Source organism: Agrobacterium sp. V1 (genome assembly GCF_030518355.1).
GTDB classification, from domain to species: domain Bacteria; phylum Pseudomonadota; class Alphaproteobacteria; order Rhizobiales; family Rhizobiaceae; genus Agrobacterium; species Agrobacterium cucumeris.
Map to the genome: position 1 here is coordinate 116,419 of NZ_JAULSF010000001.1, position 25,718 is coordinate 142,136.

Genomic DNA, 25,718 nt, shown 5'->3' on the forward strand with positions numbered 1-25,718 from the left:
GCCCCACATCCTGCCACGGACAGTATAGATGAGAATGACGAATGTAACGCGAAATATAGGTATTGGTTTTACTTTAGCTTTCGCTTTACAATTTTTTGGTGTTATTGGCGAAGCTCGTGCCGAAGGTCTCTCGGACGGAAACCGTATGCCCGTGCTGTTTGATGCGCAGGAGCGATTTCCGGGCGGCGATCTTTCGTCCGTGCCGCGGATCAGGTTTTTGATGTCGGTTGATTTTCCGCCGTTCAATTTTACCGATCAGGAGGGCCGGCTCGCGGGTTTCCATGTGGATCTGGTGCGTGAAATCTGCGCCCAGCTGAAGGTGGAAAGCAAATGCCAGGTGCAGGCATTGCCGTTTGACGAGCTGGAGGCGGCCCTGGAAATGGGGGAAGGCGAAGCGGTTATTTCCGGCATCGCCACCACCGCTGACCTGCGCAAGAGTTTTACCTTCTCGCGCCCCTATCTGCTGTTGCCCGCCCGTCTTGCGGTCAACAAGGCCGCGAAGTTTTCCGGGTCCGGTGCTGACGCCCTGTCGGGAAAAAAGGTGGGGGTCGTCGCCGGTTCGCGGCATGAACAAATGCTCAAGGCATTTTTTCCCAAAGCCGCCCCTGAAGGTTTCGAGGGTTATGAACCCATGTATGAAGCCCTGAAGACGGGCAAGGTGGACGCCATCTTTGCTGACGGCCTGCGCCTGCCTTTCTGGATTTCGGGAAGCGCCGCCGAAGGCTGCTGCGCGCTCTTTGGCGGCCCTTATATGTCGGACAGGTTGCTTGGCGAAGGCCTTTCCATCATGGCCGTCGATCCGGATAATGTATTTGTGCCGGCCTTCGATCAGGCGCTTGCCGCACTTTCCCGCAACGGCCGGCTGGAAGAAATCTACCGCCGTTATTTCCCCTATGGGCTTTATTAGAGCATTCGGGAAAACAGTGTAGCGGCTTAACGCTTTGCGGATGGCGATAGTTTCTTTGTCGATCCGGTTCAGATCGCCTGTGGCGTTACATCCTATTTCGCGGGGGCAAACGCCTCGTCATTGCGGCGCAGTCGCAAAAGCGCGATCCACACCGCAGCGGCAATGGCGGTCTCCACCATGAAATAGCTGCCAATCGTTCCTGAAATGCTGAAAGACCAGGTGGCAAGCGCGACGACGACGGAACCGATGAGGTTACCGCTGTTCCATATCTTGGCGCGAATATCCTGCCGCCCGGATGCGCCGAGCGCTTCAAGCGCCGTTGCCGCAACAGCCATGGGTATCACCGCCCAGCAGAGAACCCGGGTGATGATGGGCAGCGAAACATATTCGTCGCCGAACAAGAGGGGCAGGAATGGTGCGATGATGAAGATCGCCAATGCGCTGCCGGCCGCAATGACAAGGGCAGCCTTCAACACATTATAGGCACGTTCTATCGTCTTGCTGATACCCTGCAGGGCGGCAGAGGCCGAACCCGGATAGATCAGGCGGTTAAGCGCCTCAACGGAGAGGTAGGAACTGTCGAGAATTCGCCTGGCAATGGAATAGCTGCCCAGAACCTCGGCGCTGGCAATAGCGCCGAGAACCAGAATGTCGGCATTGCCGCGCACGGCCTTGAACAGGAACTGCGTGGAAAACAGAATGCCGATGCGGATTTCATCGCGCACGATCCGGAATACCGGCCTGCCGAGCCTGCTGATCGCCTTCACGGAAATCACCGCCGCAATGGTGTGGGCGGCGAGGTTCCACAAGGCCCAGGCCTCCACCGTTTCCACCTTGAAAACGAGACAGGCGACCACGGCGGCAATCGTGCGCGCCACGGCGAACATCACCTCCAGCTTGTTGGCCGAGGCGAAGTCGGAATGGGCGATGAAGCTCTGTGTGGAAAGCGAAATGACCTTCAAAAGAACGAGGTTGGTGATGAGGATGAGGAAGGTGGTGATAAGCGTGTGCAGTAATGTTTCCGAGGTCGGAAAAAACACCGGGATCGTTACCATGCCGATAATGGTCAGGACCACACCGGTCGCCGCACTCAAAAGGTAACTGTGGCCAAGCATGACGGGAAACATGCTGCGATCCTGCGCCACGCGGCGAATGAGCGATTCCTGCGAGCCAATGCCGCAGATCTGCACACCCAGATTGGTCACGGCGGTAATCGAGGCGTAAAGCGCGAATTGTTCGACACCGAGATGGCGGGCGAGCAGGGCAAACGTCAAAAGCTGGGCGGCGCTGGACATCAGCAATGCCCCGCCGGATGCCATGTAGGTCAATCCCAGTCTGACTAGATGGCCGAACCGCGGCGTATTCAACGACACCTCATTCTCCATGTTTTTTCGACATTGCCGGGCAAGTTCAACAATGACCGCCCTGCCTTGCAATATTTCGCGAACTGAAAAAGCCGGTGATCGGCCAGTAATCTGAATGCCAATAACCCGAATGAATGGCAGTTTCTCCTGTCTTAGCCTTCTTGAGGTAAGAGAGGGTTAAAGCAATTGCACAATAATGATGATAATGACCGTTTATGGTTATTTGGACATGGCCCGGTTTCACAAGGGTTTTGTTGTTCGTCACAAGGCAGGCCAATGATCCGATTTTCCGCTCCCGATGCAGGCGACCATGCCGCGTTTTGCTGATACGCAGTCCATTTCTGCGGAAAGCAGCGCCATGTCCCTTTCGGGCGGCCGTCGCGACGCGATTTTTTTCGTCGTCACGATGCTCTATATATGGATTTCGGTAGCGCCTTTTGAGAACCTTGCCGCTCCGCCTGTGCCGCACGCCGCTGCAAACCAGCTGACTGGACTGGTGATCGCGCTGATTTTAGGGGTGTTTGCCCTGCGCCACCGGCTGACGGGGCTTTTGCTGCGGCCGCGTCTGCCCATCCTGTTGCTGTTTGCCTGGCTGGTGATCTGCTCGGTGCTTGGGGCGGGGCCTGGCACCTCGCTGCAACGCCTGATCTTCACGGCGCTTTTGTGCTTCATCACCAGTGTCCTTGTGGTCATGCCAAGGGACCGGCGGCAGTTTGACCGGATGATGGCCGTCTTCGCCATCATTCTGCTTGCGCTCTGCTATTTCGGGGTGATCTTCCTGCGCGCGCGCGCGGTCCACCAGCCTTATGATCTTGAGGAAAAAGCGCTTGCTGGCGACTGGCGAGGCATCTTCAACCACAAGAACGCCGCCGCGCCCGCCATGATCATTCTTTTCATGGTCGGGCTTTATCTGCGCAACGCTTGGTCAACGGTCGGCGGCATTGCGATCACGCTGCTGGCAGGGTTCTTCCTCTGGAAAACCAACGGGAAAACCGCCGCGATGCTGCTGCCCGTCACCATCGCGCTGATCTGGATCATGGAAAGACATGCCGGCCGGACATTGCTGATGATCGGCGGCCTCCTCACATTTCTCAACATCGTCGCGGTCGGCTCCACCTATTTTCCAAGCATACAGAATCTGGTCGAAAGCCTAGGCATCGATTCCACCTTCACCGGACGAACGGACATATGGCGCCTGTCCTTCGACACCTTTGCGCAATCGCCGATCTTCGGCCAGGGTTTCCAGGCATTCTGGACGAGCGACCGGCTTTTATCGCAGGCCGATATTGCCGGCACCTGGGCGGTCACGGCCTTTCACGCCCATAATGGTTATGTCGAAAGTCTGCTGAATGGCGGCCTGCCGGCTTTCATCCTGACAGTCATATGGCTCGTCATCATTCCCGCAAATGATTTTCGCACGGCGGTGGACCGCGGTACGGACCCGGCTTTGACGCGGCTTTTTGGACGAATCTGGGTGTATGCCTTACTTTCTTCGTGTCTTGAGAGTAATTTCTTTACCGGAACCGGGCCTATCTGGTCGTCTCTTCTGATCGCAATTTATTGTCTGAGGCATCAGGCTTACGACATACTTGAACAGGGGCAGTAATTCGTTGACAGGCCGGGGGGCTGGGTATGACGCAAAAAATCGGAACGATTGCAGACCGGGTCAATAACCGGCTCGTGCGGTATTTTTCGCGACCGGCGGTGCGGATCGAAACATCGCAGCCGATCGTCTCCTTCACATTTGACGATGTTCCGGCGAGTGCCTGGACGAGCGGCGCCCGCATTCTGGAGGATGAGGGTGTTCGCGGGACATTTTACATCGCGGGCGTTTTTATCGACGGACATTATGAACAGCAGGAGATGATTTCCGCAAAGGGCTGTTCCGAGCTTGCAGCCGCCGGCCATGAGCTTGCCTGCCACACCTATTCCCACCGCAAACTGTCGAGTTTTTCACGGCGCGGGCTTGAAGAAGATTTCGACCGCAATGACCGCGTGCTCGGATCATACGACAAAAAACGGCACAGGCAGAATTTCTCCGTTCCTTTCGGCATGGCCTCGCCAATCATGCAGCCCCTGTTGCGGCGCCGGTTCAGAACCGCCCGCGGCATCATGCCCGGCATCAATCGCGGCAGCGTCGATCCGCATAATCTTGCCGCCGTCGAATTGCGGTCGGATCAAAATTATCTCGATGCCGCTGACCACTGGCTGCAGGACGCTCTGCAAAATGGCGGCTGGCTCATCATTTTCACCCATGATGTTTCGACCACGCCGAGTTTTTACGGTTGCCCGGAAGAGAGGCTTCGGAGTCTTGTGCGCCGGGCGATGTCCGGAGGGGCGAAAGTCATGACGGTGGATGCCGCCGCAAATGCGCTCGGTCTCTGAATAGGTATTGTCCGCGGTATGGCGTCAGCTGTTCGTTGTCCGCGCGCTTACTGGCTGGCCCAGATGATGCGGGCGATCCATTCCACATCGGCCATGTCGAAGCTGCGGTTCGGGTGTTCGGGATTGAGTGAAAGAAGCTCGATGTTCTTGGGGCTTTGCCGCGCCAGCACCTTGGCCATCACCTCACCGTCGCGACTTTTCAGCACCACACGGTCACCGCGCCGCACCTGCGCGCCCGGTTCCACGATGAGGATATCGCCGTCGCGGTAAAGCGGCATCATGCTTTCGCCCTGCACTTCCAGTGCATAGACGCCCTGTTTGCGTTCGGGGGACGAGGGGAATTCCACCACATCCCAACCTTGACCCGCTGGAAAACCGCCATCGTCGAAAAAACCGCCGGAACCGGCCTGCGCAAAGCCGAGAAGCGGAATGGCATTGTCGGCACCGGAAGGCTGCATGGTCTGCGCCTTGCCGAAAGCGTAGCCGAAAAACTGATCGACACTTGCCCCCGTGGCCTCCAGCACCTTTGATACGGATTCCGTCGAGGGCCAGCGCTTGCGCCCGTCCGGGCCGAAACGCTTCGACTTGTTGAACGAGGTGGGATCGAGACCGGCACGTTTTGCCAGTGCTGATGGTGTCAGCTCATGACGCTTGGCTAGCGTATCGATGGCGTTCCAGATCGTCTCGTGTGAAAGCATGATAGAAAGCCCGCAGATGGAGCCGGTGGCGGAAAAGCTCCTGTCGTTTACCCACCGGAATCTAGACTATATCCAGCCTGGAGTAAAGAAAGGAAAGGAATAAAATCCTTGGTTCACGCCACCATGGCCGATGTATTTATCTTGGCGAGCTGGATGACGGCCTGCGTGCGGCTGTCGACCTTGAGCTTCAGGAGGATTGCCGAGACATGCGCCTTGATGGTGGCTTCCGAAACATTCAGCTCATAGGCGATCTGCTTGTTCAGTAACCCTTCAGCCAGCATGCCGAGAACCCGGCTCTGCTGCGGCGTCAGCGTTCTGAGCCGGGCGATGAGATCGGCGACGTCCGAATCCTGTTCCTTTTCACCTTGATGACCCGCCGGTATCCAGACATCGCCTTCCAGCACCGCGCGGATGCCATCGCGGATATCATCGATACCGGAAGATTTGGAAATGAAACCGGAAGCGCCGAGCTCGATGGATCGGCGGATGGTGGTTGCGTCGTCCGTTGCCGAAACGATGACGATCGGCAGGCTGGAAAATTCCGCCCTGAGCGCCATCAGGCCGGAAAATCCGCTAACCCCCGGCATGGCGAGATCGAGAAGCATCAGATCGGCGTCGTGGCGTGCCGTTGCAGCGCTTCGGGCGGCTTCGAAATCTCCCGCTTCCACAATGGTCTGCTGCCCATCAAGACCGGATACGGCCTGTTTGAGGGCACCGCGAAAAAGCGGGTGATCATCTGCAATAATAATGACAAGTTCCGACATTCTGGCCCCCTCCCAAGGGCGTTATGCGGTTCTTTCGCGGGTACTGGTGCACTCCCTTGCCGGCGGTCGAAACGCGCCCGGCTCCTCCGCTCAAGGTTGCGCCAATCGCTTGCGCATTACAAGAAAAAGCTTGTGGGGAGGTGGCCTTTGAAGCTCTCCGCAATAAAAATGCCGTGGAAACTGTGGACAATCTTCGAGCTTTGCGGCAAATCCCGCTGAGTGGAAAGCCTTGGAGAGCCCTATGCAGGAAACGCCCGCGATCATCTATAAAATCGTGCCGGAGACGTTGTGGAGTGCAGCCAGGGCAAAAGGCGTGTTCGAAGGTGCGGCCATCGACCTGACCGACGGCTTTATTCATTTTTCGACGGCGAAACAGGTGGCCGAGACCGCCGCGCGGCATTTTTCCGGCCAGGTCGATCTGCTTCTGATTGCAGTCGACGGCGCAGCGCTGGGCGACAGGCTGGTCTATGAGCCCTCCAGAGGCGGCGATCTTTTCCCCCACCTCTATGCCCCGCTTCCCTTGAGCGCCGTGCTTTGGGAAACGCCGCTCTCACTCGATCATGATGGCCAGCACCAGTTTCCGGAGATTTTATGATGAGCGGATTATTTTCCTCTGTTGGCCGCAAGGGCCTGTTTCTGGTCGATCCGGAAAAGGCGCATGGACTGTCCATCGCCGCGCTGAAAAGCGGCTTTCTGCCCACGTGCATGGTGCCACATGATCCGCGTCTGCAACAGACCGTTGCCGGTCTCGTCTTTCCCAATCCGCTCGGCATGGCGGCAGGTTATGACAAGAACGCCGAAGTGCCGGGACCGCTTCTGCGGCTCGGTTTCGGCTTCACGGAAATCGGCACCGTCACGCCGAAAGCGCAATCCGGCAATCCGAAACCCCGCATCTTCCGTCTGGTTGAGGATGAAGGCGTCATTAATCGCCTCGGTTTCAACAATGAAGGCCATGCCGCAGCGCTGGAGCGCCTGAAGCAGGCGAGCCTGCGGGGCATCGTCGGCGTCAATATCGGCGCCAACAAGGATAGCGAAGACCGTATTGCCGATTACGTGCAGGGCATCGAGGCGTTTTATTCGGTCGCATCCTATTTCACCGTCAATATTTCTTCGCCCAATACGCCCGGCCTGCGCGACCTGCAGGCGCGTGAAAGCCTTGCCGCACTTCTCGTTGCGGTGCTGGACCGTCGCAAGGCGCAGGCTGAGCGCTTTGGCAAACGCATTCCGGTCTTTCTCAAGATCGCACCCGATCTGACTGAAGAGGGAATGGATGACGTCGCCGAAGAAGCGCTCGCCCATGATCTCGATGGTTTGATCATCTCCAACACCACGCTCTCCCGCGAAGGCCTGCGGCCCGGTCCGCACAAAGGCGAGACCGGCGGCTTGTCCGGCAAGCCGTTGTTCGAGCTCTCGACCACGGTTCTCGCCAAGATGCGCCGTCGCGTCGGCGACAATCTGCCGATCATCGGTGTCGGCGGTGTCTCATCTGCGGAAACCGCGCTGGAAAAGGTGAGGGCAGGGGCCGATCTGGTGCAGCTCTATTCCTGCATGGTCTATGAAGGCCCGGGCCTGCCATCTGCCATCGTCAAAGGCCTGTCGAAACTGGTCGCCCGTGAGGGTGTGCAGTCTATTCGTGACCTGCGCGACAGCACCGTAGACCGCTGGGCCGACCGCAAGCTCGGCTGATTCCGGAGCGGGGTAGGGGCGCGGCGACTTGGCTGCCCGTGAACCCCGCTTCCGTCATCTGATCAGGCGCAGAGCACCATTGCCCAATAGGGCCGGTTGCGGCTGGCGGCATCATAGGCAACCGCGACGCCAAGGCCATTATAAGGCCCGAGCATGTTTTCAAGATGGTGCTGCGAGCCGATCCAGGCCTTGACGACACGCTCGACGCTGTCCTGTCCGGCGGCCACGTTTTCCGCTGCTGGAAGCGGCACCTTGCCATCCTTCATGCGGATGAGGAAACTGTCGGTGAGGCCAATCAGATGCGCCATCTTCTGCGCCTTGACCATGCGGCCGGCCTGATAGGCGGCTGCACCGCTTGCCGCGCCATTGATCGAAAGCGGTGAAAGCCCCTTCGAGCGGCGCAGGTCGTTGACCATCGGCAGCGCCGCCGCCGTCTCATCGCGGGTGCCTGATGGCATTCCCTTGTTGGTGGGCATGGAAACGCAGGCGGAAAGAACGGAGCCGGCGGAAATCAGCACGAAGCCGCGCCGGGAAAGCGTCTGAAGTGATGATGTATTGGTCATGTCAGCGGCGATAGCTCAGCAGGCGCAGGATGATGAAAACGGGAATGACGATCGTGGCCCCGAGGATCAGATAGTCGCCGATTGCGCCCAGCGCATGGAAACCGCTTCGCCACAGGTCGACGACGAAATCACGCGCGCTATAGATGATGTTCCACGGCGTCAATCCGAAGATCGCCATCAGAAAACCGACGAGCAGCGAAACCACCAGCAGCTTCACCACGGTGCGGGCCACCGTATCACCCAGCATTTTGTTGACCTCACCGGCCATCAGCAAGTCTCCTGTTTTATCCTGACATATGAAACGGACCGCTTCGATGCAAGTTTTCGCGCATTATATCGCGCCATATCAGTCAATTCCACGCGGGTGCCATGAAATAGGACTTGAGTTTTTTTATGGCTTGATAAATGACAGCCGGCATCTTCTCAGGAATCATTGATGGCCCCAAACCAGTTTTCTTCCGGTGACGTCATTGCCGACCGCCGGGCCGACTATGCCCGCATGTTGGCGGAAGGCGGTGATTATCCCGCCGCCGCCGAACTTATGGAACAGGCGCTTGAACTGGCGCCACGGTGGACGGCGGGATGGTTTCGCTTCGGGGAATATCACGAAAAGGCGGGCGACACCGCAAAAGCGGTGGCAGCTTACGAGAAAGTCGCCGAGCTGGATAGGGAAGGGCTGTTTGCAGCCGAACTGAAACTTGCGGTTCTCGGCGCCGCGGAAACACCCGAGCAGCCGCCGAGCCGTTACGTGGAAGGGCTGTTTGACGATTATGCCGACCGCTTCGAAACCTCGCTTGTTGAGAAGCTGGATTACAGCGTGCCGCAAAAACTGGCGGAACTGATCGACAGGCAGGCGAAAGGCGGCGTCTTCGACACCATTGTCGATATCGGCTGCGGTACTGGTCTTCTTGGTGTCGAGATCCGCTCCCTCGCAAAACGGTTGGAGGGGTTCGATATTTCGCAGAACATGCTGGCCAAGGCCGAGGAAAAGGATCTCTACGATCATCTCGACCAGGCCGATCTTTCATTGGATGAAGAGACCTCCGGACTGTTCACCCCGGCACTTGCGCGCCACCGCGCCGATCTCGTCGCCGCCGCCGACGTCATGATGTATCTCGGCAGCCTCGAAACCGTCATGCCGCTCGTTTCCGCCCTGCTCAAGCCATCGGGCTTTTTCGCCTTCTCGGTGGAGGATGCGGGAGATGAAGAAGGGTTCATCCTGCGGGAATCCCTTCGTTACGCCCATTCCAAAAGCTACGTGACCGACCTTCTGGAGCGGGCGGGCTTTTCACTCATCGAAATCCGCAAAACCACCATTCGCAAGGATGCCGGAAAACCCCTTTCCGGCATTCTTTTTCTTGCACGCGCCAGAGCCTGAACATTCCGTTTCTTGCCTTTTTCGCGATAGGTCAGCCTTGCTTACATATCCATCTTGATCCGGTATTTTTTGCAGTGCAAAATATGCCGGAAACCTGAGGGAAAAGCGTGAGCAGAACGAGAAGCGTTTACAGCATGTGGAGTTCCGATCCGGCCAGACATGCGCCGGTGGAAGACGTGCAGGGCATCGTTACCGGTGCCATTGTCTCGGCGCTCGGCTTTTATCTCCTGAACAAGGTCGGCCTTTTGACCGGCGGCACCGCTGGCGTCGCCTTTCTCATTCATTATGCCTTCGGCGTCAGTTTTGGCCTCCTGTTCTTCCTCGTCAACCTGCCCTTTTATTACCTGTCTTTCCGCCGTCTCGGTCTCGCTTTTTCGTTCAAGACTTTCATCGCCATCGGCCTTGTTTCTGTGCTGACGGAGGTGGAGGCGCGCTGGATGGTCATCGACAGCATCAATCCGCTCTGGGCGGCGCTGCTTGGCGGTCTGCTTCTGGGCTATGGGCTGCTGGCGCTTTATCGCCATCGCGCCAGCCTCGGCGGCATCGGCATTCTCGCCATCTATATTCAGGACCGCTTCGGCATCCGCGCCGGCCTCATCCAGCTGGTTTTCGATGCCTTTGTCATGCTTTGCGCTTTTCTCGTCATCGATTCGGCCACCGTGGTCTATTCGATCGTCGGCGCTTTCGTTCTCAACATATTCCTCGCCATCAACCACCGCTCGGACAGATACATCGTCGTGCGTTAAGCAGAACGCTTGAAATTCGTCGGGCTTCGGCGCAATAGCTGGGCAAGGTGGGGCCAGATCGGGCCATATCTGGCAAGTCAGGGGAAAATGCATGGACGATACCAGCGCGCGCAGGCGATTGAACCTTTGGACGTCGGCGCCCGATCGCCATTCGCTGCTGGAAGATGCGCAGGCCATCCTGGCGGGCAGCATGCTGATTTCACTCGGCGTCACGCTGTTTTCCGCTGCGGGTCTCCTCACCGGCGGTGTGGTGGGTCTCGCATTTCTGGCGCATTACGCCAGCGGCTTCAGCTTCGGCGCGCTGTTTTTTCTCGCCAACCTGCCGTTTTATTATCTCGCCTTCCGCCGCCTCGGCCTTGCCTTTACCATCAAGACCTTCTGCGCCATCGCCATGACGGCGCTGCTGTCCGAATACATGCCGGGCTTTTTCGCTTTTGAGAGCATCAATCCGATTGCAGCTGCACTCTTCGGCGGATTGACGGTTGCCGCCGGCATGCTGGCTCTGTTTCGCCACCGCACCAGCCTCGGCGGTTTCGGCATATTGGCACTTTATCTGCAGGATCGTTTCGGCTGGCGTGCCGGCCTCGTGCAGCTCGCTTTTGATGGCATGGTGCTGGCCTGCTCGTTTTTCGTCGCGACGCCTTTCGTCATCCTCTGCTCCATCCTCGGCGCGCTGGTCATGAACCTTACCCTTGCCGTCAATCACAGAAACGACCGCTACATCGCCATGTAGCGGTCGTTCTTTTTAGATCGAAGGGTCAGGCTGCTTTCGCAGCCGCATCCACCGGGTGCTGCGAGCGGAAGCCCACGGCGATGCGGTTCCATGTATTGATGGCGCCGATGGCAACCGTGATCTTTACGATATCTTCGTCCGAGAAATGCGCCTTTAGGGTTTCGAAGGCATCATCCGGCGCGCCGGTTTCGGCAATCTTGGTCACCGCATCCACCCAGCCGAGCAGCGCCCGCTCCTGTTCGGTATAAACGGTGGATTCCCGCCAGACGCTCATCAGGTTGATCCATTGTTCGGCAAGACCGTCATGGCGGCTTTCCTTGACATGCATGTCCACACAGAAGGCGCAGCCGTTGATGATCGAGGCACGCAGCTTGATGAGGTGAACGAAGCGGCGCTCAAGGCCGCTGCTCTGGACGTAGTTTTCCAGCGCCATCACGGCCTTGAAAGCTTCGGGGGATGCTTTGGCATAGTTGATACGGGTTTTCATCGGTCTCTCCAGTGGTTGGGGTCTATTTGAGGGTATGCAGTATCTGTCCGGAAAGCTGTCGGGCTCACCGGTATTGGCTTGGCAGGTTTGTCGGTGGTTCTGTCTTTTCGGGTTTCAGCGCGTCATCGTCTTGCGCTCGTTCAACTCCAGAAAGGCGCAGCCGCGCGCGGCAATCCCGCCATCGTCATTGGCAGCAAGATCACCCAGAATGTCGGCGATGCTGGTCTTGGCAAGTTCCGCCCGGTAGACCTTCTCCGCTTTCAGCATCGCGGCATTGATGCCGCAAGGCTTGGTAAAATATCGTCCCGGCAAGGGGTTCGGCCCGCGCTGGCGGAGTTCGGCGCAGCGGAAGGCTGGCTGCGGCCCCTCGACCGCCAGCACGATATCGAGCAGCGTGATCTTGTCGGTTGCCCGGGCCAGACGATAACCGCCCTTCGGCCCCGGCACGGTGGCGACAATTCCCGCGCTCGACAGTGATTGCAGGTGCTTCAGGAGGTAGCTCGTGGAAACGCCGTGGAATTCCGCGAGCGCCGCTGCGGACAGCACGCCGCCTTCGGAAAGTCCCGCCAGCATGCCCACGCTGTGAATGGCCTGTTCCACGCCATCGCCGAGTTTCATCGGTCTTTCCCATATCCTGTTGCTTCAGTATCGTGGATATTATTTATCCATGATTATGGTTTCCTGTCAAGCGGCTATGTTCCGCCCTTCTTTTTTGCTGCTTTTTCACTACCTTGAAGGTGTGAAACACACCGAGTCTCCCACTTCCGGCACGCATGTCGGCACCTTGCCCCTTCCATTCCAGAAATGGTTTGCAGAAAAAGGGTGGTCTCCGCGCGCGCATCAATTGGAGCTGATGGCGCGGGCGCGGGGTGGTGAAAACATGCTGCTGATCGCGCCGACAGGTGCCGGCAAGACGCTCGGCGGCTTCATGGCCTCGCTCACGGATCTGGCGGAACGTGGCAAGGTGCCGGCGGGCGCCGGTTTCGTCGGTGTGCACACGCTCTATATTTCGCCGCTGAAGGCGCTTGCCGTGGATATCGAGCGCAACCTCACGAAGCCCGTCTTCGAAATGGGCCTGCCGATTTCCATCGAAACGCGCACGGGTGACACGCCGCAGGCCAAACGCCAGCGCCAGAAGGTCAAGCCGCCCGATATTCTGCTGACCACGCCCGAGCAGGTATCGCTGCTGCTTGCCAACAAGGAGGCTGAACGGTTTTTCCGTGACCTGAAATATGTGGTGCTGGACGAGCTGCATTCACTCGTCACCTCCAAGCGCGGCCATTTGCTGTCGCTGGCACTCGCTCGGGTGCGCCGACATGCGCCAGATGTGCGCTTCATCGGCCTTTCCGCCACGGTGGCGGAGCCAATGGATCTGCGCCGTTACCTCGCACCGCAGGGACAGGGCGAACCGCCGGCCGGTCTCATCACGGTCGAAGGCGGCGCAAAACCGGATATCGCCATTCTGCAGACGGAAGAACGCATCCCATGGTCGGGCCATTCGGCAAGCTATGCCATGAAGGATTTGTATCCGGCGCTGAAAGAGCACCAGACAACGCTGATCTTCGTCAACACCCGCTCGCAGGCGGAGAGGATTTTCCAGGAACTCTGGACCATCAATGACGACAATCTGCCCATCGCGCTGCATCACGGCTCGCTGGATGCCGGCCAGCGCCGCAGGGTGGAAGCGGCCATGGCGGAGAACAAATTGCGCGCCGTCGTTGCCACATCCACGCTCGATCTCGGCATAGACTGGGGCGATGTTGATCTCGTTGTGCATGTCGGCGCGCCGAAGGGCGCAAGCCGCCTTGCCCAGCGCATCGGCCGTGCCAATCACCGCATGGACGAGCCGTCAAAGGCGATCCTTGTGCCCGCCAACCGTTTCGAGGTGATGGAGTGCCGGGCAGCGCTCGATGCCAATTACATCGGTGCGCAGGATACGCCGCCGATTGCTGAAGGCGCGCTGGATGTCCTCGCCCAGCATGTACTCGGCATGGCCTGCGCTGAACCTTTCGATGCCGACGAGCTCTATCGTGAAGTAACAAGCGCTTCGCCCTATGCCGACCTGCCGCGCGCCACCTTCGACCGGGTGGTGGATTTCACCGCGACAGGCGGTTATGCGCTGCGTACCTATGAGCGTTACGCCCGTATTCGCCAGATGAAGGATGGCCGCTGGCGTGTCTCCAATCCGGCGGTCGCGCAGCAATATCGCCTCAATCTTGGCACCATCGTCGAGGCGGCGGAACTGAATGTCCGCATGGTAAAGCGCAATGCCAAGGGCACGGTCGGGCGCGGCGGCATGTCGCTCGGCAAGGTGGAAGAACATTTCCTCGAGCAGCTGGTACAGGGAGATACGTTCCTTTTTGCTGGGAAGGTGCTGCGGTTTGAAGGCATCAGGGAGAATGAATGTCTGGTGTCGCAGGCCTTCTCCATGGATCCAAAAATCCCCTCCTATGCCGGCGGCAAGTTTCCGCTTTCCACCTACCTCGCGGATCAGGTGCGCTCCATGCTCGCCGATCCTGCCCGCTGGCATGCGCTGCCGGATCAGGTGCGCGACTGGCTGGCGATCCAGAAGGAAAAATCGATCATTCCGAAGCGCGACGAGTTGCTGGTTGAGACCTTCCCCTTCCGCAAGCGCTTCTTCATGGTCATGTATCCCTTCGAGGGGCGGCTGGCGCACCAGACGCTGGGCATGCTGCTGACCCGGCGGCTGGAGCGGGCGGGCGCAAAACCCATGGGTTTTGTCGCCACCGATTATTCGCTCGCCATCTGGGCCATGGAGGATGTCGGCAGGCGGCTGAAATCCCGCCGCCTGTCGCTGGCAGATCTTCTCGATGAGGACATGCTGGGTGACGATCTCGAGGCATGGCTGGATGAATCCTTCATGCTGAAGCGCACCTTCCGCAACTGCGCCGTGATTTCCGGCCTTATCGAGCGCCGCCATCCGGGCAAGGAAAAGACCGGCCGGCAGGTCACGGTCTCCGCCGATCTTATTTATGACGTTCTTCGCAGCCATGAGCCGGATCATATCCTGCTGGAAGCGACACGGCGCGATGCGGCGGCGGGGCTTTTGGACATTGGCCGTCTTGGCGATATGCTGAAGCGAATCAAGGGCCACACCACCCACCGCGCGCTGGAACATGTTTCGCCGCTTGCCGTTCCGGTCATGCTGGAAATTGGTCGCGAGACGGTGGCGGGCGAGGCGATGGACGATGTGCTGGCCGAGGCCGCCGACGAATTGATCGCCGAGGCCATGTCCTGAAACATCGGACTGAATAGAGGAACAACGATAAGTGCTGAGCCGGCTGACACTGAGCGACCGATTTTCGAACGGCTTCGAATGTCTTGGCAGCGAAACCGCCATCAATGGCGTCGCCGCCTGGTGCGATCCGCTCGGCGGACTTTACCTGCCGGACCTGTCGCTGCTCGTCGTCTCCGACCTGCATCTGGAAAAGGGTGCGGCCTTCGCCCGGCGCGGTCGCATGCTGCCGCCCTATGACACCATTGCGACGCTCAAGATCCTGTCATCCCTTGTCAGCCGCTATGATCCGAAGATCGTCGTCAGCCTCGGCGACAATTTCCACGATCGCGTTGGTTCGCAGCACCTGCCGCTGATGCTGCGCGAACTCATCCGCGACATGGCGCGTGGCCGCGAATGGATATGGATCAACGGCAATCACGATCCTGACGGTACCGTCGATCTGCCGGGATCTTCGGTGGACGAGATGTTTTACGGCAATCTCACCTTCCGCCATGAACCGAAGCTGGGCGATGCCACCGGGGAAATCGCCGGGCACCTGCATCCCTCCGCCACAGTCCGCCGCCGCGAGAAGACGGTGCGGCGGCCCTGTTTCGCCACGGATGGGTCGCGTCTGCTGATGCCGGCATTCGGGGTGATGAGCGGCGGGCTGGATTTGCGCCACAAGGCCATGCGTGGCCTGTTCGATCATGCGGCGCTGGTCGCGCATCTGATGGGACGGGACCGCATCTATTCGGTGCGGTTCTCAAATCTGCTCGGTTGAGCGTATCATCGCCGTTATGTCTTCGCTTTTACGCATCCTCCGGACGTAAAACCGCTACGCACTTTTGACGGAAATGCTCTATTGCCGGTAAACCAGCACCGGTATCTTCGAATTCTTCAGCACCTTTGCCGTGACGCTGCCGAGCAGCATCTCGATGAAGCTCCTGCGCCGGTGCGAAGCCATGGCGATGAGGTCGCAGCCGGTCCTGTCGGCGATTTCGATGATCGCCTCGTCCGGCCGTCCCGCTCGCGCCAGCAGCGCCTCGCAATCCAGCCCCATGGCGGCGGCATGCGCCTGCGTATCGCGCAGCAGATGCTCCGCCTCCTCGCAACGGTGGAATTCCTCTTCGGCAATGGCGGCAATGTCTTCGACGTCGCTCGCAATCACGTGAAAGGGTTCCGATACCGTCACGACGGTCACCTTTGCGCCTGCCTCCCTGGCGAGAGCGAACCCTTGGTCGATTGCGATCTGCGCCAGCGGCGAGCCATCGGTGGGAATGAGAATGTGCTTGAACATGACATTTCTCCTTTTCATCCCGGTCACAACCGCGCTGGCCGCCACTGTCTGGGTGCGTGGTTGTAACGCCTTGAATTTTACCGCAAACCGTTAAAGGAAGCGAATGCTATCTTTGCCGCTGCGGGTGGCAAACGCTCTCTTTTTCGCGATGAAAAAGCGGTCAGTCCTTGCGGAAGATGATGCTGGCGCCCCAGCCGGTCACGACGGCCAGCAGAACGCAGAGCGCGCCATAGGCAAGCGGCGTCTGATGCGCCGCATCGGTGATGGCCTGTTCCATGCCCGTCTTGACGACACGCAGTTTCAGCTCGCGCTGGGCGATGAATTTTCCGCTCTTGAACAGATAGGCGCGCGCGGTGTGCACACCGTTCGGCACGTTGGCGGGCAGGCGAAGCGTCGCCCAGAACAGGCCGGTGCGCTCAAGTCTCACCCCGGTCGTGTCATTGCGGTAGATGCCGCTGGAAAGCTTCAGGCGCCGGTATGCCTCCTGAAAATCGAAGACATTGTCCGGTACACCGGAAAACACCGCGCTTTTGAGCGACAGATGATCGACGCCCAGTCCCATGGCCCGCAAGGTGCCGGGCGAGGCGATATCCGTGATGTCACGCGTGCTGGCCATGGAATAGGATTCCGGCAGCGGTGTGAAGGTGATCGCACTGGTGTTGATCCAGATGCCCGCCACGCGCTCCTTCTTGCGCACGGTCATATAGTCGGTCGGCCCTTCGAGCGTGACGACAATGTCATATTGGCCGATCGCCAGCAGCAGCTGGTCGGTATTGTTCAGTGCGCCGAAGAGAGTGAAATCCGCACCGCGAAAATCGGAGGCGATGGGAATTTCCGTCGTTGATGCGCCGATTTCGATATTTTCCAGCAATGACCGCTGCTGCGTGCCGGGAGGCAGGGCAAGCGGCGGTGTCTGGGCGGAGGCCATGCTGCCAAAAGCAAGGCACGGCAAGAGCAGAAGGGCGGCGATGAGCAGGCGAGAGGTCAATAGCCCAGCCCTCCCACGGCAACCGAAAACAGGTCTTCCGGGCGCACCACCAGCGAGACTGCAAGACGAAGGGCAACCGCGAGGACAAGAAGGGCAAGAAGTGCGCGCAACTGTTCGCCGCGCAATTTCTGTCCAACGCGCACGCCATATTGCGCGCCGATGACGCCCGCCACCATCAGGATGAAGGCCAGCACCACATCGACGGAATAGTTGGTTGCCGCCTGAACGATGGTCGTATAGGCGGTCACGAAAATGATCTGGAACAGCGATGTGCCGACGACGACATTGGTCGGGATGCGCAAAAGATAGATCATCGCCGGCACCATGATGAAACCGCCGCCGACACCCATGATCGAGGTGAGGATGCCGATGCCGAAACCAAGGGTGACGATCGGAATGATGCTGAGATAGATCTTCGATTTCTTGAACCGCATCTTCAGCGGCAGGCGGTGCACCCAGTTGTGATGGCCCGGCCGGCGCAGCGTTACGGTTTCGTTGCGGGCGGCGCGGCGCAGCGCTGAAATGCTCTCCTTCAGCATCAAACCACCGACGGTGCCGAGCAGGATGACATAGAGCAGCGAAACGATGAGATCGAGCTGGCCGATACTGCGCAGGAAAGAGAATATCCACACGCCGACCGTCGCCCCGACCAGGCCGCCGACAAGCAGCACACTGCCGAGCTTGATATCCAGCGTGCCGCGCCGGAAATGCGTGATCGAGCCGGAGACCGAAGAGGCAACCACCTGGTTGGCACCCGTCGCCACGGCCACTACTGGCGGGATATTGTAGAAAATCAACAGCGGGGTGATCAAAAAGCCACCGCCCACGCCGAACATTCCGGAAAGAAAACCGACGGCCGCGCCCATGCCGAGAATGATGAAAATGTTCACCGACAGTTCTGCGATCGGCAGATAGACAGTCACGGCTCGGACCTCGGGCAAATGGTTCCGGGCGGCAGGGCTTGTCCGGGTGAGGGGGCCGCGCCGCGATTTACACTTTCTGTCTGAAAAGACCGGGCATGCCCAGCCTTCATTCGTCATGCCCGCGAGGGCCTGACCTGTCAACATTCAACGGTAAATACGTTGATAATTTGGAAAGATAGCGGCTGTGTGTCGATGGGCAGCCACATTCCTGCGCCGAGTGGTGCGAAAGCGGCCAAGGCGGCCAAGGCGGCCGCTTTACCGGTTCGGGAAGGCTTACTTGTTGCGGGCAAGCAGCGCAGTCACCAGTTCGTTGGTGATGCGCCCGTCGGGCGCCTGACCGACGGATTTCTGGAAATCCTTGATGGCGGTAACAGTGTTCTTGCCGAGCTTGCCATCCGGCTGGCCGGCATCGAAGCCGTTCTTGTTCAGGATCGCCTGAATGTTGCGGATCGCTTTTTCCATGTCCACGGAGGCGGTCTTCACACCTTCCTTGCCAGCCCATTCTTCAGGCGGGTTGACGCTGTTGGTGTCTTCCGAAAGCGGTTTGACCTTCCATGCGTCCACCTTGGCCTTGGCGCTCTGAAGCTGCTGCGGGTTCATGGCGCCGGCAACTTCGTCACGCTTCTGGGCGGCGTCCGCATCGCCATCCTTGGCGGCAATCGCGAACCATTTGTAGGATTCCTCGATATCCTGCTTAACGCCGCTGCCGCGGGCATAGAGAATGGCGAGGTTGAACTGGCTGTCGCGCACGCCAAGTTCCGAAGCCTTGATGAACCATTGCGCTGCAGCGGTGAAATCCGGCTGGCCGGCCGCGTCGGATGCGAGCAGGACCGCGAGATTGTGCATCGCGCCGGCATTGCCCTGTTCAGCGGCCAGCGTGTAATAGCGCTTGGCCTCGGAAAGGTTGCGCTCCACACCGTTCGCCTTCTCGTAAAGATTGGCGAGACGGTATTGCGCAGGCGCCAGGCCACGATCCGCCGCAAGCTTGTACCATTTCGCCGCTTCCGCACGATCGGCGGTAACGCCACGACCTTCGGTGTAGCGTGCGGCGATCTCAAACAGCGCCTGCGTTTCGCCCTTGGCGGCCGCTTCGGCCAGAGATGCGGGTTCGATGCCGGCGGGAACTGCGATGGCGTCCTGTGGTGGAACAACGGTGGTGACAGTTTGCGTCGGAGCCTGCGGTTCGCTCTTTGCGACCGTGTCTGGCGTTGCCGGGTCTACGACCGGCGCATCCGCAACCGGCGGCTCGTCTGCGAGCGGTGCGCCGCCAATGGTGCGGGCATCAATGCTGTTCTGCGCCGGCGCATTATTCTCGATGCTGTCGGCCGATGCCGCCTGCTCGGGATCGATGGCGAGATCGGAGGGAATGGTCACGGCCTTGTCGCCGGTTTCGGGAAGTGCCGAGACCGGTGCATTGTCCATCTTCTGCTCGATAACAGGTGCCGGGGCTTCCGCGCCGCCGATCAGCGTCTTGACGAGTGGCATGGCCATCATGGCGAGAAGAATGGCGCCGATACCAAGCAGTAGCGGGCGACGATAGCGCGACAGCGCCGAAGCGTCGGCCTTGCGGCTCTTCTTGCCGGTTTCGAGCTTTTCCGGCGATGTTTCCATGGCCGCAGCCTGTGCTGCGCGGCGGGCGGCGGCAATGAAATCCGTGCGTCCTTCGGCATCTACGGCCTTGCCGCTGGCAGCCACCTGGCTGGCGCGTACGCGTTCCAGTATCTTCTTGATGTCAGGTGCGCCCGAACCCGGTTCCAGAAGTTCGTTCTCCTGGCCTGCCGGCAGCACGTCGATCGGGTCGAGCGACGGGGCGGGTTCCACCTGCGTGCGGGTAGAAGAGGCCGGGACCGGCTCTTCAGCAGCTTTGACGGTTTTTGCCGTGCTGGTCTTGAACCGTTTCGTCAGGCCGGCAAGCAGGCTCTTCTTTTCCGCCTTGGCGGGTTTTGCAGCGGCAGGCGGCACAACGGCCAGCGCATCCGCTTCGTTTTCGTCGGCGTCGAGAATGGCCTGTTCTTCAGCGATATAACCTTCTTCCGGGAAGATGGCGGCTGGCATCGCCACTTCTTCGCGGGCGGGCGTGACCATATGCTGCGCAACCTTGCGGGGCGCGGCCTCTTCGCGGTAGGCGGGAGCGTTGTCCAGGCTGTCGAGACGGCCGGCAATCTGCACCAGCGTTTCATGCAGCGCCTCAAACGTGCGGTGCGTGCGCTCTTCGGTATTGCGGCTCAAGGCTTCGAGGCTGCGCAGATCGGTTGCGAGATCGGTCAGCATCGTCATGTCGGCAAGGTTTGCGCCGGCCGAGAGATTGTTGCGGGTATAGGCGTCCAGAACCGCTTCGGCGGCCTGCCGTGCAGCTTCGATGATATATTCATCGTTGGACGCCATATAATCCTCGATCGCCGCCATGCGGGCATCGAGTTCCGGCGACATGCCTGCTGCCTGCATCTGCACCGGCTGGCTGATCAGTGTCGAAAGATGGGCGATCTGGTTTTCGAGGCTCGTGAGCGCGCCGCTATCGGCGGGGGCCGCATGGGCGGTCTCGTCGAGACGCGCCGCGATATTGCCGAGCCGCTCTTCCAGGCGCGAAAAGGCGCTTTCGCTGAGGCCCGATGCCGGCTGCGGCTGGCTGTAGCGATAATCGAGGTCTTCAATGCGGCGCGATAGCGTATCGAGCCGTTCTGCCAGACCGTCATTGACGGCGCCATGATCCAGCGCGTCGATCTTGCGGGAGATATCGCTGAGGAAGGATGTCAGTTCCGCCTGCTGCGAGGGGCGCTGCGACCGCTCCAGAAGCAGCGAAAGCTGGTCCAGCCGATCATGCAGCTGGGCGGCGTCGCGGGCGGTGCTGAGTTCGTCGATCTTGCCGGACAGCGCTTCAAGGCGGGCAGTCAGGTCCATCGCCGGCTCGGGCTTGGCGGCGGCAAGGCGGTTGATATCGCCGAGCTGTTCGGCAAGGCCGTTCAGACGGGTTTCCAGCCGCTGCGCCAGCGCATTATCCGTGGCCTGCGTGTTGGAGCGGGTATTGGTCGCGGCAATGGCGCGGCTGATTTCGTCCAGCCGCTGGTCGAGACCGGAAAACTGTTCGGTAAAGGCGGCCTCATTGGGCTGCATATGCTTGCCGAGCTGCTCCACGGCGCTGGCAATCGCAATCAGCTTTTCCTCGAGCACGCGCACGGCCGGATTGTTGCTCATGCCGCCAAGCTGGGTCTTGATGTCATCAAGACGATAGGCGAGCGCCACGATCTCATCCTGCAATGAGGTCGCATCGAAACCGCGTAACGTGTCTTCCACATTATTCCAGCGGCTTTCGATCCGGTGCACGCTGTCTTCGCGCGCCAACTGGTCAATGGTGAGGCGCAGGTCTTCGAACTCGTTGCGCAGCCCGTAGGCGTCAGGAGATGCAAGGTTGCCGAGCTGGTCGATGCTGCCGGCAAGCCTTGCGATGTCATCGCGCAGGTCGCCGATGAACTGCTGGTCTTCCGCCACCGCACGGATATTGCGGATTTCTGCACGCAGGCCCTGCGCTTCGCGGGCCACGCCCTCGGAAATATCGTGCTTCAGCTCATGGCGAAGATTGACGAGCGCCTGCGCGATCTCCTGCAGGGCGGCGTCATTGCGCTGCGGTTCCTGATAGGGCGGAATGGACCGTGCGCGCGGAGCGGGGTTGGCCGCCGTGTTCTGAACGTTGGGCCGATATTCCGGTGCAAGCGGGCGGGTAATTGTCCGTTCCGGGCGCGCAACGGGTTCCTGCGGGCGCTGGAAGCTCGCCTCGAGAAGGCGCTGGCGTTGGCGGATTTCGTTGACGGGGTCAAGTTGCGGCGGGGTGACCGTGGTGCGTGGCTCGCGCGGCGCGGCGTAAGCCTCGCCTTTCGGCTCGGGCGCGGGGCTCGGGCGCGGCTCGCGCGGAAACTTCTGGCTCATCAGCCCCTCGATACGGGCTTCAAGGCCTTCAATGGTGCGATTGAGAGCATCAAGAGACGACCTGTCGCTTGGCTGTTGGTTATTCGATCGCAATCCGTTCATCTTCTCGCTCGCTTCGCTTCCGCCCGCTATGCCCGGTTGTTGTCGCGACGTTGCCTGCCTGTGCATGCCGTCGCTGCAACATGCAGCAATTCCAGAGCCGGTATTCGCCCCCTTGGAGGAAAATGCGCCGATGAACGAAGCAGTTACCTCTTGTCGGAGAATTCACGAAACGTGGTAAAGAAGTGGTTAACTATGGTTGGAATTTTTTAACTTTTGTGGCGCGGGGGCAGACTGCACCGGGCTGAGCAGCCATTTGGGAGAAAGGATCAGCGACATTCCGCTGAAATTTATTTGACGTTTACGCGCACGTCAAATATTGTCATCCCATATCCGCCGGATGTCTCCGGCACCACGATGCGGAGGAACATCGGTAATGCCTGTTTACAAGGCCCCAGTCAAAGACACGCTTTTTATCCTGAACGACGTTCTCGGCCTCGAGCGGTATAACAACCTGCCCGGCTTTGAAGATGCAACCCCTGACATGATCGAAGCCATTACCGGCGAGGCGGCGAAGCTGGCCGAAGAGCGGCTTTTCCCGCTCAACCTTTCCGGCGACCAACAGGGTTGCAGGCGCGCCGATGACGGTTCGGTTTCCGTGCCGGACGGTTTCAAGGCAGCTTATGACGCCTATTGCGAAGGCGGCTGGATCGGTCTTGCCGTTCCCCAGGAATTTGGCGGGCAGGGCCTGCCCTACACGCTGCATGCGGCGATCGGCGAATATATGTCGTCTGCCAACCTGTCGCTGATGATGTATCCCGGCCTGACACAGGGCGCGATTGCAGCAGTCCTCGTGCATGGTACGCAGGAGCAGAAGGAAACCTATCTGCCGAAGATGGTGGAAGGCACATGGTCCGGCACCATGAACCTCACCGAACCCCATTGCGGCACCGATCTCGGCCTGCTGCGCACCAAGGCGGTGCCGCAGGGCGACGGCACTTACAAGATTTCCGGCCAGAAGATCTTCATCTCCGCCGGCGAACATTCCATGACTGACAATATCGTGCATCTGGTGATCGCCCGCATCGAAGGCGCACCGGAAGGCACCAAGGGCATTTCGCTGTTCATCGTGCCGAAGTTCCTGGTGAAGGAAGACGGCACGCTGGGCGAGCGCAACGGCGTCACCTGTGGTGCCATCGAGCACAAGATGGGCATTCACGGCAATGCCACCTGCGTCATGAACTATGACGAGGCGACGGGTTATCTGCTCGGCGCGGAGAACAAGGGCCTTTCGGCCATGTTCGTGATGATGAACGAGGCTCGCCTCGGTGTCGGCCTGCAGGGGCTTTCGGTCGGCGAGATCGCCTATCAGAACGCTGTCGAATATGCCCGTGAGCGCATTCAGGGCCGCTCGCTTTCCGGCGCGAAATTCCCGGACAAGAAGGCCGATCCGATCATCGTGCACCCGGATATCCGCCGTACGCTGATGACCATCAAGGCCTATAATGAGGCAGGCCGTGCCTTCCTTCTGTGGACCGCGCTGCAATCCGACATTGCCCACCGCGCCGCCGACGAAAAGCAGCGCCAAGTGGCGGACGATCTGCTCGGCCTCGTGACCCCGATCCTGAAAGGCGTGCTGACCGACAAGGGCTTCGACCACGCCGTGATGGCGCAGCAGGTCTTCGGCGGTCATGGCTACATCGAAGAACATGGCATGAGCCAATATGTCCGCGATGCGCGTATCACCATGATCTACGAAGGTGCCAACGGCATTCAGGCGCTCGATCTGGTCGGCCGCAAGCTTGGCATGAATGGCGGCCGCGCCGTCATGGCGCTGTTCAAGGAAATCGGCGATTTCTGCGAGGAAAACCGCGCCGATGAAAAGCTCGCCCTTTACACCAAGGGCCTGAAGAAGGGCTTGAACGACCTGCAGGCCGCAACCATGTGGTTTATGCAGAACGCCATGGCCAAGCCCGACAATGCCGGTGCCGGTTCGACCGACTACATGCATCTCTTCGGCATCGTGGTGCTGGGCTACATGCAGGCGCGCATGGCGAAAGCCGCCAGCGAAGCGCTTGCGGCAGGCAGCGCTTCGGACGAGGATTACCTCAAGACCAAGCTTGTCACGGCGAAGTTTTATATGGAGCGCATCATGCCGGAAACGGCGCTGCGCAAGGCCCGCATCGAAACCGGCGCGGACACCATGATGGAACTGGCTGCGGAAGCATTCTGAGAAGGTTGGCGGTAAACACGCCGCAGGGAGAGAGTTTATGACCGACGTTTACATTTACGACCATGTCCGCACCCCGCGCGGACGCGGCAAGAAGGATGGCAGCCTGCATGAGGTGCCTTCCGTTCGCCTGGCCGCCAAGACGCTCGAAGCCATCCGCGACCGCAACGGGCTCGATACGTCCGCTGTCGATGACATCATCATGGGCTGCGTCGATCCTGTCATGGATGCCGGCGCGGTGATCCCGAAGGCTGCCGCCTTCGAGGCGGGGTACTCCAACAAGGCGCCGGGGATGCAGATCTCGCGCTTCTGCGCCTCGGGTCTGGATGCCATCAATTTCGCAGCCGGCAAGGTCAAGGCCGGTTCGGACGATATCGTCATTGCCGGTGGCGTCGAAAGCATGTCGCGCGTCGGCATGGGCATGTCGGGCGGCGCCTGGTATATGGACCCTTCGGTCAACTTCCCGGCCTTCTTCATGCCGCAAGGCGTGTCGGCCGATCTCATTGCGACGAAATATGGTTTTTCCCGTGACGATGTCGATGCCTATGCAGTCGAGAGCCAGAAGCGCGCGGCGCATGCCTGGGAAAAGGGTTATTTCAACAAGTCGGTCATTCCGGTGAAGGATTCAAACGGCCTGACGATCCTCGACCGTGACGAGCATATGCGCCCCGGTACGGACATGCAGGCGCTTGCCTCGCTCAACCCTTCCTTCCAGATGCCCGGCGAAATGGGCGGCTTCGAAGCCGTCGGCATCATGGCTCACCCGGAAGTGGAGCGCATCAACTACGTCCACCACGCCGGCAATTCGTCCGGCATCGTCGATGGCGCTGCCGCCGTGCTGGTTGGTTCGAAGGCGGGCGGCGAGGCGATGGGCGTGAAACCGCGTGCCCGTATCAAGGCTTTCGCCAATATCGGCTCCGATCCGGCGCTGATGCTGACCGGCCCGGTGGATGTGACCGAAAAGCTTTTGAAAAAGACCGGAATGTCGCTTGCCGATATCGATCTTTTCGAACTCAACGAGGCCTTCGCCGCCGTGGTGCTGCGTTACATGCAGGCTTTCGATATCAGCCACGACCGGATGAACGTCAATGGTGGCGCCATCGCGATGGGTCATCCGCTGGGCGCAACCGGCGCGATGATCCTCGGCACGGTGCTGGATGAGCTGGAGCGGCGCGATCTGAACACCGCGCTCGTGACGCTTTGCATCGGCGCGGGCATGGGCACGGCGACGGTTATCGAGCGCGTTTAAGGCAGAGGCAACACGCGCTTCCGTCATCCTCGGGCTTGACCCGAGGATCCATGCCAGAGGTGCTGGATGGTCGGGTCAAGCCCGACCATGACGGAAAGGCAGAGTTAGCCGCGTCGCGAAAT

The 25,718-nt window shown here is 59.7% G+C and carries 23 protein-coding genes; 12 read left to right on the top strand and 11 right to left on the bottom strand.

Annotation, left to right across the window (positions count from 1 at the left end; translation table 11 throughout):
- Positions 1-145: 145 nt before the first annotated feature.
- Entirely contained in the window at positions 146-907 is a 762-nt protein-coding gene (locus QSV77_RS00555) for a transporter substrate-binding domain-containing protein (RefSeq protein WP_302732241.1), read from the top strand.
- Between the two features lie 92 nt (positions 908-999).
- On the opposite strand, the gene uppX is transcribed toward QSV77_RS00555, so the two are convergent.
- Positions 1,000-2,292: a Wzx-type polysaccharide biosynthesis protein UppX gene (uppX, locus tag QSV77_RS00560; protein WP_302732242.1), complete on the bottom strand. Its 1,293-nt coding sequence runs from the start codon at positions 2,290-2,292 to the stop codon at positions 1,000-1,002.
- A 289-nt stretch (positions 2,293-2,581) separates the two neighbouring features.
- Between uppX and uppY the strand changes: the two genes are divergently transcribed.
- On the top strand, positions 2,582-3,877 hold the full coding sequence (gene uppY, locus QSV77_RS00565) for a Wzy-type polysaccharide biosynthesis protein UppY (RefSeq protein WP_271360644.1): 1,296 nt from the start codon (positions 2,582-2,584) through the stop codon (positions 3,875-3,877).
- A gap of 26 nt (positions 3,878-3,903) precedes the next feature.
- Complete coding sequence (locus QSV77_RS00570; protein WP_302732243.1) at positions 3,904-4,656, top strand: polysaccharide deacetylase family protein; 753 nt, start codon at positions 3,904-3,906, stop codon at positions 4,654-4,656.
- Between the two features lie 47 nt (positions 4,657-4,703).
- Here the strand turns inward: QSV77_RS00570 and QSV77_RS00575 are convergent, their stop codons facing one another.
- Together QSV77_RS00575 and QSV77_RS00580 are read right to left on the bottom strand one after the other, a co-directional pair.
- Positions 4,704-5,354 carry a helix-turn-helix transcriptional regulator gene (locus QSV77_RS00575; protein ID WP_302732244.1) on the bottom strand — a complete coding sequence of 217 codons (651 nt, stop codon included), beginning with the start codon at positions 5,352-5,354 and terminating at the stop codon, positions 4,704-4,706.
- Positions 5,355-5,467: 113 nt separating this feature from the next.
- Entirely contained in the window at positions 5,468-6,118 is a 651-nt protein-coding gene (locus tag QSV77_RS00580) for a response regulator transcription factor (RefSeq protein ID WP_142841048.1), read from the bottom strand.
- A 241-nt stretch (positions 6,119-6,359) separates the two neighbouring features.
- On the opposite strand from QSV77_RS00580, the gene QSV77_RS00585 reads away from it, so the two are divergent.
- Positions 6,360-6,713, top strand: coding sequence for a DUF952 domain-containing protein (locus QSV77_RS00585; RefSeq protein ID WP_142841049.1), 354 nt, complete (start codon positions 6,360-6,362; stop codon positions 6,711-6,713).
- Positions 6,713-7,804, top strand: a complete 1,092-nt coding sequence (locus QSV77_RS00590) for a quinone-dependent dihydroorotate dehydrogenase (protein ID WP_302732245.1) — start codon at positions 6,713-6,715, stop codon at positions 7,802-7,804. Before QSV77_RS00585 ends, QSV77_RS00590 begins: the two co-directional genes overlap by 1 nt.
- A gap of 62 nt (positions 7,805-7,866) precedes the next feature.
- Here the strand turns inward: QSV77_RS00590 and QSV77_RS00595 are convergent, their stop codons facing one another.
- Complete coding sequence (locus QSV77_RS00595) at positions 7,867-8,367, bottom strand: CAP domain-containing protein (RefSeq protein WP_142841051.1); 501 nt, start codon at positions 8,365-8,367, stop codon at positions 7,867-7,869.
- Between the two features lies 1 nt (position 8,368).
- A complete protein-coding gene (locus QSV77_RS00600; RefSeq protein ID WP_046800527.1) occupies positions 8,369-8,635 on the bottom strand; it encodes a DUF6460 domain-containing protein in 267 nt (88 codons plus the stop codon).
- 168 nt (positions 8,636-8,803) lie between these two features.
- On the opposite strand from QSV77_RS00600, the gene QSV77_RS00605 reads away from it, so the two are divergent.
- From QSV77_RS00605 to QSV77_RS00615, 3 genes are all read left to right on the top strand, one after another.
- Positions 8,804-9,745, top strand: a complete 942-nt coding sequence (locus QSV77_RS00605; protein ID WP_302732246.1) for a class I SAM-dependent methyltransferase — start codon at positions 8,804-8,806, stop codon at positions 9,743-9,745.
- A 134-nt stretch (positions 9,746-9,879) separates the two neighbouring features.
- Complete coding sequence (locus QSV77_RS00610) at positions 9,880-10,491, top strand: YitT family protein (RefSeq protein WP_302733862.1); 612 nt, start codon at positions 9,880-9,882, stop codon at positions 10,489-10,491.
- 91 nt (positions 10,492-10,582) lie between these two features.
- Entirely contained in the window at positions 10,583-11,224 is a 642-nt protein-coding gene (locus tag QSV77_RS00615; protein WP_046800530.1) for a YitT family protein, read from the top strand.
- Positions 11,225-11,249: 25 nt separating this feature from the next.
- Here the strand turns inward: QSV77_RS00615 and QSV77_RS00620 are convergent, their stop codons facing one another.
- Both QSV77_RS00620 and QSV77_RS00625 read right to left on the bottom strand, forming a co-directional pair.
- On the bottom strand, positions 11,250-11,711 hold the full coding sequence (locus QSV77_RS00620) for a carboxymuconolactone decarboxylase family protein (protein ID WP_142841052.1): 462 nt from the start codon (positions 11,709-11,711) through the stop codon (positions 11,250-11,252).
- A gap of 114 nt (positions 11,712-11,825) precedes the next feature.
- Positions 11,826-12,329 (bottom strand): Rrf2 family transcriptional regulator, encoded by a 504-nt coding sequence (locus tag QSV77_RS00625; protein ID WP_142841053.1) that lies wholly within the window; start codon positions 12,327-12,329, stop codon positions 11,826-11,828.
- A 49-nt stretch (positions 12,330-12,378) separates the two neighbouring features.
- Between QSV77_RS00625 and QSV77_RS00630 the strand changes: the two genes are divergently transcribed.
- Positions 12,379-14,970 (top strand): ligase-associated DNA damage response DEXH box helicase, encoded by a 2,592-nt coding sequence (locus QSV77_RS00630; RefSeq protein WP_302732247.1) that lies wholly within the window; start codon positions 12,379-12,381, stop codon positions 14,968-14,970.
- Positions 14,971-15,001: 31 nt separating this feature from the next.
- Positions 15,002-15,730 carry a ligase-associated DNA damage response endonuclease PdeM gene (pdeM, locus tag QSV77_RS00635; RefSeq protein ID WP_302732248.1) on the top strand — a complete coding sequence of 243 codons (729 nt, stop codon included), beginning with the start codon at positions 15,002-15,004 and terminating at the stop codon, positions 15,728-15,730.
- Positions 15,731-15,808: 78 nt separating this feature from the next.
- Here pdeM and QSV77_RS00640 read toward each other — a convergent pair whose 3' ends face one another.
- The 4 genes from QSV77_RS00640 to podJ form a co-directional block, all read right to left on the bottom strand.
- Positions 15,809-16,246 (bottom strand): universal stress protein, encoded by a 438-nt coding sequence (locus QSV77_RS00640; protein ID WP_006313302.1) that lies wholly within the window; start codon positions 16,244-16,246, stop codon positions 15,809-15,811.
- A 160-nt stretch (positions 16,247-16,406) separates the two neighbouring features.
- A complete protein-coding gene (locus QSV77_RS00645; protein ID WP_142841060.1) occupies positions 16,407-17,234 on the bottom strand; it encodes a TIGR02186 family protein in 828 nt (275 codons plus the stop codon).
- Entirely contained in the window at positions 17,231-18,157 is a 927-nt protein-coding gene (locus QSV77_RS00650) for a sulfite exporter TauE/SafE family protein (RefSeq protein WP_046800536.1), read from the bottom strand. Before QSV77_RS00650 ends, QSV77_RS00645 begins: the two co-directional genes overlap by 4 nt.
- A 273-nt stretch (positions 18,158-18,430) precedes the next feature.
- Positions 18,431-22,180 (bottom strand): cell division protein PodJ, encoded by a 3,750-nt coding sequence (gene podJ / locus QSV77_RS00655; RefSeq protein WP_302732249.1) that lies wholly within the window; start codon positions 22,178-22,180, stop codon positions 18,431-18,433.
- A gap of 373 nt (positions 22,181-22,553) precedes the next feature.
- Here podJ and QSV77_RS00660 point away from each other — a divergent pair, with 373 nt between their 5' ends.
- Positions 22,554-24,350, top strand: a complete 1,797-nt coding sequence (locus QSV77_RS00660; protein ID WP_302732250.1) for an acyl-CoA dehydrogenase C-terminal domain-containing protein — start codon at positions 22,554-22,556, stop codon at positions 24,348-24,350.
- 37 nt (positions 24,351-24,387) lie between these two features.
- Positions 24,388-25,596 carry an acetyl-CoA C-acetyltransferase gene (locus QSV77_RS00665; protein ID WP_302732251.1) on the top strand — a complete coding sequence of 403 codons (1,209 nt, stop codon included), beginning with the start codon at positions 24,388-24,390 and terminating at the stop codon, positions 25,594-25,596.
- The last annotated feature ends 122 nt before the right edge of the window (positions 25,597-25,718 follow it).

Bases quoted from the DNA above. Each gene is read 5' to 3' on its own strand.
- QSV77_RS00575 (WP_302732244.1), bottom strand. From the start codon at position 5,354: ATGCTTTCACACGAGACGATCTGGAACGCCATCGATACGCTAGCCAAG.
- podJ (WP_302732249.1), bottom strand. From the start codon at position 22,180: ATGAACGGATTGCGATCGAATAACCAACAGCCAAGCGACAGGTCGTCT.
- QSV77_RS00555 (WP_302732241.1), top strand. From the start codon at position 146: ATGCCCGTGCTGTTTGATGCGCAGGAGCGATTTCCGGGCGGCGATCTT.
- uppX (WP_302732242.1), bottom strand. From the start codon at position 2,292: ATGGAGAATGAGGTGTCGTTGAATACGCCGCGGTTCGGCCATCTAGTC.
- QSV77_RS00605 (WP_302732246.1), top strand. From the start codon at position 8,804: ATGGCCCCAAACCAGTTTTCTTCCGGTGACGTCATTGCCGACCGCCGG.
- QSV77_RS00570 (WP_302732243.1), top strand. From the start codon at position 3,904: ATGACGCAAAAAATCGGAACGATTGCAGACCGGGTCAATAACCGGCTC.
- QSV77_RS00625 (WP_142841053.1), bottom strand. From the start codon at position 12,329: ATGAAACTCGGCGATGGCGTGGAACAGGCCATTCACAGCGTGGGCATG.
- QSV77_RS00585 (WP_142841049.1), top strand. From the start codon at position 6,360: ATGCAGGAAACGCCCGCGATCATCTATAAAATCGTGCCGGAGACGTTG.
- QSV77_RS00610 (WP_302733862.1), top strand. From the start codon at position 9,880: ATGTGGAGTTCCGATCCGGCCAGACATGCGCCGGTGGAAGACGTGCAG.
- QSV77_RS00630 (WP_302732247.1), top strand. From the start codon at position 12,379: ATGATTATGGTTTCCTGTCAAGCGGCTATGTTCCGCCCTTCTTTTTTG.
- QSV77_RS00580 (WP_142841048.1), bottom strand. From the start codon at position 6,118: ATGTCGGAACTTGTCATTATTATTGCAGATGATCACCCGCTTTTTCGC.
- QSV77_RS00590 (WP_302732245.1), top strand. From the start codon at position 6,713: ATGAGCGGATTATTTTCCTCTGTTGGCCGCAAGGGCCTGTTTCTGGTC.
- QSV77_RS00665 (WP_302732251.1), top strand. From the start codon at position 24,388: ATGACCGACGTTTACATTTACGACCATGTCCGCACCCCGCGCGGACGC.
- QSV77_RS00600 (WP_046800527.1), bottom strand. From the start codon at position 8,635: ATGGCCGGTGAGGTCAACAAAATGCTGGGTGATACGGTGGCCCGCACC.
- QSV77_RS00595 (WP_142841051.1), bottom strand. From the start codon at position 8,367: ATGACCAATACATCATCACTTCAGACGCTTTCCCGGCGCGGCTTCGTG.
- QSV77_RS00620 (WP_142841052.1), bottom strand. From the start codon at position 11,711: ATGAAAACCCGTATCAACTATGCCAAAGCATCCCCCGAAGCTTTCAAG.
- QSV77_RS00640 (WP_006313302.1), bottom strand. From the start codon at position 16,246: ATGTTCAAGCACATTCTCATTCCCACCGATGGCTCGCCGCTGGCGCAG.
- QSV77_RS00660 (WP_302732250.1), top strand. From the start codon at position 22,554: ATGCCTGTTTACAAGGCCCCAGTCAAAGACACGCTTTTTATCCTGAAC.
- QSV77_RS00615 (WP_046800530.1), top strand. From the start codon at position 10,583: ATGGACGATACCAGCGCGCGCAGGCGATTGAACCTTTGGACGTCGGCG.
- uppY (WP_271360644.1), top strand. From the start codon at position 2,582: ATGCCGCGTTTTGCTGATACGCAGTCCATTTCTGCGGAAAGCAGCGCC.